Here is a 6368-nt window from a genome sequence, read left to right on the forward strand (position 1 = left end):
CCGTCCGTGGCGCTGGCACAGACCCCATCGCCACTCGGGGAATGGCAATACTCGGCTGGCATTCCGTTGCAGAAGATGTATCAGGCGAATATTCCCGACTGGCAGGTGCGCCTCGGCGCTGCGACTTCTTTCCAGCCGCGCTTCGAGGGCTCAGATCGCTACCACGTCGTCGCTGGCCCGAGCATCGACGTGCGCTACAAGGATCTGTTCTTCCTGTCGAGCGGCGAGGGGTTCGGTGCGAACGTCGCGCGCGGCGAAAACTGGCGCGTGAGCGTCGCCGCCGTCTACGATCTCGGGCGGCGCGGGCATGACGATCCGCAGGAGCTGAACGGACTCGGCAATATCAATCCGGCGCCGGGCCTGAAACTCGCGGCCGAATACGTGATATCGAAGGAGTTTCCGCTGGTGCTGCGCGCCGACATCCGCCGCTACATCGGTGGCTCGAACGGCTGGATCGGCGACCTCGGCGCATATATGCCGATGCCGGGCAGCACGAAGCAATTCTTCTGGTTCGCGGGCCCGAACGTATCGCTCGCCGATTCCAAGTACATGAACAGCTGGTGGGGCGTGAACCAGGAGCAGGCCGCGCATTCGCAATATTCGCAGTACCACGCGAGCGCGGGCTTCAAGTCGGTCGGCTTTGGCGTCAGCGCGATCTGGCTGTTCAACAAGCACTGGTTCGCGACCGCCGATGGCGCGTTCGAGCAACTGGTCGGCAGCGCCGGCAACAGTCCGATCACACGCAGCCGCGCGACCGGTGTCGCCGACGTGTCGATCAACTACCGGTTCTGAACGGCTGATTACACGTTCGGTGCATCCGGTAAGCACCGGGACGGCGGCGTGAGCGACGTCCCCGATCGCGAGCGGCAACGACGAACCGCACGACGACCTGCTGCAGGCGGTGGTGGATCGCGCCGAGCGGCTTCGCGCGTGGTCGTGCGCACGCGCCGCTGAACGCCGCCGGCGATGCGATCGCGGCGCCGCGCGATGAGCTTGAACACCGCGTCGGCGGCCCGCTTCACTCTGCTTCTGTCATCCCGGCACCGGCCGGGCCAGTCGATCGTGTCTCTCCCCGCAACCCGCGCCCAACAAGCCTCGGCGCGGGACCACGTATCTTGAAATTAAGCGCGTCCTGTATGATGGCGGCGGTCATGTCGCGGTGAAAACGTACGTCATCTGATCCGAAAAATATTCCGCATCGATTCGATTCTCCATGTCGAAAACAGAAAAACTGACCGCCTCACAGGCGGTCGACCAACTCCGCTTTCGCCGCATTCTCCGTCGCAATATCGCGCTGCCGCTAGGCGTCGGACTCGTCACGATGGGGCTGTTCGTGGGCCTGATCGCCTACCTGGTCTCGACGATGAGCTGGGTCGAGCATTCCGAACGCGTGATTGGCGCTGCCAATGAAATGCTGCGGCTCGCGGTGAGCCGCGAATCGTCGATGCGCGGCTTTCTGATCACCGGCGACGAGAGCTTCCTCGGACCGTACGAAAGCGGTGGGCCGAAATTGCGCGCGCAACTCGACGAGTTGCGTGGGCTCGTCGCCGACAATCCTCCGCAGGTCGAACGGGTCGAGGAAATTCGGGCGTTGCAGCAGCGCTGGAGCCGATTCGCCGAAGACATGGTCGATGCGCGCCGCCGCAATCAGGACTTCGAAAGCGCGATCGCAGCGGGGCGCGGCAAGGTCGAATTCGATGAAACGCGCCGCGAATTCGGCGATTTCATCGATGTCGAACTGCGTCTGCGTGAGCAGCGGGCCGAAGCGACCCGCCGCGTGACGGCGACGCTCGTCGGTCTGTTCCTGCTGTTCAGTCTCGGTGTGAGCGGGCTGCTCGCCTGGGTGGGCCGCCGCGAACTGCTGGGTCTGTCGGCGAGCTACGACGATGCGCTGCGTCAGCAGGCCGAACAGACCAGCGTGCTGGTGCAGCAGGTCTGGCTGCGCTCGGGCCAGCGCCTGCTCGCGGAGAAGGTGGTGGGCCAGACCAGCGCGCCGCTCGTCGGCCGCGCGATGCTCGAGGTTCTCGCTCAGTATCTGGACGTTGTGGTCGCGGCGCTGTATGTGCGCGACACGCAGCATGGCACGCTGCGCCGCATCGCAACTTATGGCTTTAGCCGCGAAAAGGACGAGGTGTCCGCGCTGAGTTTCGAAGAAGGCGAAACGCTGGTCGGCCAGGCGGCGCGTTCACGTCGCACGCTGGTGCTGCGCGACGTGCCGGCTGATTACGTGCGAGTCGTGTCGGCCACCGGCGACAGCGCGCCGCGCAACCTGCTGATCATGCCAATCGACAACGACGGCCAGGTCAACGGTGTCGTCGAAATGGGCTTTTTACGCGATGTGACCTCGCGCGACGAAGAGTTCATGGAGCTGATCCGCAACAGCATGGGCGATTTCATCCAGGCGGCGCTGTATCGGGAACGCCTGCAGGACGCGCTCGCTGAAACGCAGCAACTGAACGAGGAGTTGCAGGTCCAGCAGGAGGAATTGCGGGTCTCCAATGAAGGACTCGAAGAACGCGGCCGCGCGCTGCTGGACTCGCAACGGCGCCTCGAAGCGCAACAGGCCGAACTCGAGCAAACCAACGTGCAACTGGAGGAGTACGCGCATCGTCTGGAGCGGCAGAAGTCGGACCTGCTGCGCGCGCAGGACGACCTCGCCGCCAATGCGGAACGCCTCGAACAGGCGAGCCGCTACAAGTCCGAGTTTCTTGCCAACATGTCGCACGAATTGCGCACGCCGTTGAACAGCTCGCTGATTCTCGCGAAGCTGCTGCAACAGAACCGCAGCGGCAATCTGACCGAAGAGCAGGTGCGCTACGCGGAGACAATTCATGCGTCCAACAGCGATCTGCTGGTGCTCATCAACGACATTCTCGATCTGTCGAAGGTCGAGGCAGGGCAGGTGACGGTCGAGCCGGAAACGGTGTCGATCGACGCGACGCTGCAATCGCTCGAAGAAATGTTCCAGCCGCTTGCCGCGACCAAACATCTGCGCATCGCGTTCGATCGTCTGCCCGGCACGCCGGATACGTTCGTGACCGACGGCCAGCGTTTCACGCAGATTCTGCGCAACCTGCTGTCGAACGCGCTGAAGTTCACGGAGCGCGGCGAGGTCACGCTTGCGGTGGCGCCGGCTGAAGGCGATACGCTGCGCTTCGACGTGCGCGATTCCGGCATCGGCATTGCCGCCGACAAACTCGAATTGATCTTCGAGGCGTTCCAGCAGGCCGATGGTTCGACGAGCCGGCAATATGGCGGCAGCGGTTTGGGGCTGTCGATTTCGCGTGAGTTTTCGCGTCTGCTCGGCGGGCGGATCACCGTATCCAGTGAAGTCGGCAAGGGCAGTGTGTTCACGCTGTGGCTACCGCGCGATGTGAGCGACGCGCTGGCGCGCAGCGATGCCGCGGCGGCGGGCGAAGCACCGTTGATGCATGCGCGCTGGGGCGGTGGGCAGTCGGCTGCACCAGCAACCGTCGATGAAGTGTCGGCCGTGGCGTCGGTATCGGGCTCAGTACCGGGCTCAGTGGCCGGCTCAGGCTCAGGCGCCCCATCAGCCGCCTCGCCGCGCGCGCTCGCGCACCCCGACGCGGTCAAAACCTGCGCACCGATCGCCGACGACCGTGATCATCGCACGCGCGCGGGCCGTCTGATCGTCGCGGTCGAAGACGATCTGGCGTTCGCCGAAATCCTGCGCGATCTGGTGCATGAACTCGACTTCGATTTCGTGCACGCGAGCAATGCGACGAGCGGCCTCGCACTCGTGCGCGACATGCGCCCGGCAGCGGTGCTGCTCGACGTCGGTCTGCCGGACCGTTCGGGCCTCACCGTGCTCGAATGGCTGAAAAGCGATCCGCTCACGCGCCACATTCCGATCCATATCGTGTCGGCCACCGACCACGCCGACAAGGCGCTGCACCTCGGCGCGATCGGCTACACGGTGAAGCCGACCGCGCGCTCGACGATGGAAGCGGCGATCCGCCGCCTCGAAGCGCGCCTGCAGCAACGTCTGAAGCGCGTGCTGGTGATCGAGGACGATGCGCCGATGCGCGAAAGCATCCGCGCGCTGCTGCAAAGCGAGAACACCGAGATCGTCGCGGTCGCGACGCTCGCCGACGCGCTCACGCAACTGTCGGAAATCACGTTCGATTGCGTGGTCACCGATCTCGCGCTGCCCGACGGCACCGGCTACGACCTGCTCGAACGGCTCGCCGCGAACACCGAACACGCGGCGCTGCCGGTGATCGTCTACACGGGCCGCATGCTGTCGGACGAGGAAGAGCACCGGCTGCGGCGCTATTCGAAATCGATCATCATCAAGGGCGCGAAGTCGCCGGAGCGACTGCTCGACGAGGTCACGCTGTTCCTGCACAGCGTCGAGTCGTCGCTCGCGCCGGAGCAGCAACGGATGTTGCGCACCGTGCGTCAGCGCGACAATGCATTCGAGGGCCGCACGATCCTGCTCGCCGAAGACGACGTGCGCAACATCTTCGCGTTGTCGCACGTGCTCGAACCGCTCGGCGCGAAGCTGCTGATCGCGCGCAACGGCCGCGAAGCGCTCGACGAACTGGAAACCGGTCCGGAAGTCCATCTGGTGCTGATGGACATCATGATGCCGGAGATGGACGGCCTGACCGCGATGGGCGAGATTCGCCGCAATCCGCGTTTTGCGCATCTGCCGATTATCGCGCTGACCGCGAAGGCCATGGCGAACGACCGCACGCGCTGTCTGGAAGCGGGTGCCGACGACTACGTGTCGAAGCCGATCGACGTCGACAAGCTCGTCGCGCTATGCCGCGTGTGGCTGCGGCAACGCTGATGGCGGATCAGGTGAGAACCGAAACGAAAGCCAGACCAGAATCTGAAACGAGTGCCGAAACGGAAACCGGAACGCCAACCGAGATGAGCCCATCCGCCTTCGACGCGCCGCGCAACATCAGCGACTTCGATATCGAGTTGAAGCTGCTGCTCGACGCGATCTACCTAAAGTATCAGCACGACTTCCGCCACTACGCGATGTCGTCGCTGCGGCGCCGCCTCGCCCAGGCGCTCGACGAATTCGGTGTGCCGACACTGTCGCAGCTGCAGGACCGCATCATGCGCAACGGCGACGCGTTCTCGCGCCTGTTCCAGTACCTGACCGTGCAGGTCAGCGAGATGTTTCGCGACCCCGCGTATTTCCTGGCCCTTCGCGAACACGTGCTGCCGCGGCTGCGCACTTATCCGTCGATCAAGGTGTGGGTCGCCGGGTGCAGCACCGGCGAGGAGCTGTGGTCGCTGAAAATCCTGTTCGACGAGGAAGGGCTGACCGAGCGCACGTTGTTCTACGCAACCGATATCAACCCCGACGCCCTCGCGCGCGCCGAAGCGGGCATCTACGCGCTGGACCGGATCCAGGGTTTCACGCAGAACTATCTGGCGGCCGGCGGTACGCGTTCGCTGTCCGACTACTATCATGCCGCGTACGGCGGCGCGCGCTTCGCCGGTTCATTGAAGGAGCGCGTGGTGTTCGCCGATCACAGCCTGTCGACCGACGAAGTCTTTCTCGAAGCGCACCTGGTGTCGTGCCGCAACGTGCTGATCTATTTCGATCGCGGGCTGCAGGATCGCGCACTCGGTCTGTTTGAAGACGCGCTCGTGCGGCGCGGTTTTCTCGGGCTCGGCAGCAAGGAGAGCCTGCGGTTTTCCCGTCATTACCCGGCCTTCGACGAATTCCGCGCGGCCGAACGCATTTATCAGAAGCGCTAGCGAGGTCGCCCGATGCCACGCTCGACCGCCGAAACCCTAGTCACACAGGCTGCCGACGCCGAAGCGCGCACGGCCGCGCCGCGCGCGTACGAACTGGTCGTGATCGGCGGCTCGGCGGGCGGCCTCGACGCGCTTAACGTGCTGATCGGCGCGTTGCCCGCGCGCTTCGCCCCGGCCGTGATGATCGTCATGCATTTGCCGCCGGATTCGCCGAGCTATCTTGTGCAGGCGCTCGCGCATCGCTGCGCGCTGCCCTTGCTCGAACCCGATGCAGGCGAGCGGATCCTGCCAGGCCGCGTGCACGTCGCGCCGCCCGGCTATCACATGCTGGTCGAAGTCGACCGCACCGTCGCGCTGTCGACCGACGCGGCGGTGCGCTTCTCACGCCCGTCGATCGACGTGCTGTTCGAATCGGCCGCGACCGTGTACGGCGCGCGGCTGCTCGCCATCCTGCTGTCCGGCGCCAACGACGACGGCGCGCTCGGACTCGAGCGCGTGCGCGCGTTTGGCGGCACCGCATGGGTACAGGCGCCGGAAACCGCCAGCTCGCCCGACATGCCGCTCGCCGCGATCGCACGCGGTGCGGCCGACGCTATCTACCCTCCCGCAACCATGGCCAGGCA

The 6368-nt window shown here is 65.0% G+C and carries 4 protein-coding genes; all 4 read left to right on the forward strand.

Going from position 1 to position 6368, the window contains the following annotated elements:
* Positions 1-792, forward strand: a 792-nt coding sequence (locus VGH68_RS03360) for a MipA/OmpV family protein (RefSeq protein WP_414696887.1), incomplete at its 5' end; no start/stop codon positions are given.
* Between the two features lie 421 nt (positions 793-1213).
* On the forward strand, positions 1214-4816 hold the full coding sequence (locus VGH68_RS03365; RefSeq protein WP_331602086.1) for a response regulator: 3603 nt from the start codon (positions 1214-1216) through the stop codon (positions 4814-4816).
* 83 nt (positions 4817-4899) lie between these two features.
* Positions 4900-5745, forward strand: coding sequence for a CheR family methyltransferase (locus tag VGH68_RS03370; RefSeq protein ID WP_331602087.1), 846 nt, complete (start codon positions 4900-4902; stop codon positions 5743-5745).
* A gap of 12 nt (positions 5746-5757) precedes the next feature.
* Positions 5758-6368: chemotaxis protein CheB (locus tag VGH68_RS03375; RefSeq protein WP_331602088.1), on the forward strand; the 611-nt coding region annotated here is incomplete at its 3' end.

Origin of the sequence: Paraburkholderia sp., from assembly GCF_036488505.1 — a bacterium.
Taxonomy (GTDB): Bacteria; Pseudomonadota; Gammaproteobacteria; order Burkholderiales; family Burkholderiaceae; genus Paraburkholderia.

Bases quoted from the DNA above. Each gene is read 5' to 3' on its own strand.
- VGH68_RS03365 (WP_331602086.1), top strand. From the start codon at position 1,214: ATGTCGAAAACAGAAAAACTGACCGCCTCACAGGCGGTCGACCAACTC.
- VGH68_RS03370 (WP_331602087.1), top strand. From the start codon at position 4,900: ATGAGCCCATCCGCCTTCGACGCGCCGCGCAACATCAGCGACTTCGAT.